The following is a 277-nucleotide window of genomic DNA, read 5'->3' on the forward strand; positions in this document are numbered from 1 at the left end:
GGATGGTGGCCTCGACGGCGGAGTCCGCGGCCGCCGCCCACGCCCGCCTGAGCGCCGTGGCCGAGGCGATCCCCTTCCTCAGCGGCAGCAACGCGCGCCCCGGTCCGATCGACGTCCTCGACGTCGAGCCGATCGACGGCGAGATCAGCTCGGGCGGCCAGCCCGTCGAGCTGTTGACCGCGCTGATCCGCGAGAGCCGCGGCGACATGCTCTGGCTGCGTCCCGACCAGTTCCGCGAGCCGCGGGAGGACGCGATGGCGCACCTGGTCGGCGAGGC

Annotated in this window: 1 pseudogene; it reads left to right on the forward strand. The window is 74.7% G+C overall.

Annotated features, from left to right (window positions below):
* Positions 1-277 (forward strand): annotated as a pseudogene (locus tag QWY29_RS20360) (DNA-binding response regulator); the annotation flags it as partial.

This window comes from Nocardioides abyssi (genome assembly GCF_030412915.1).
Taxonomy (GTDB): domain Bacteria; phylum Actinomycetota; class Actinomycetes; order Propionibacteriales; family Nocardioidaceae; genus Nocardioides; species Nocardioides abyssi.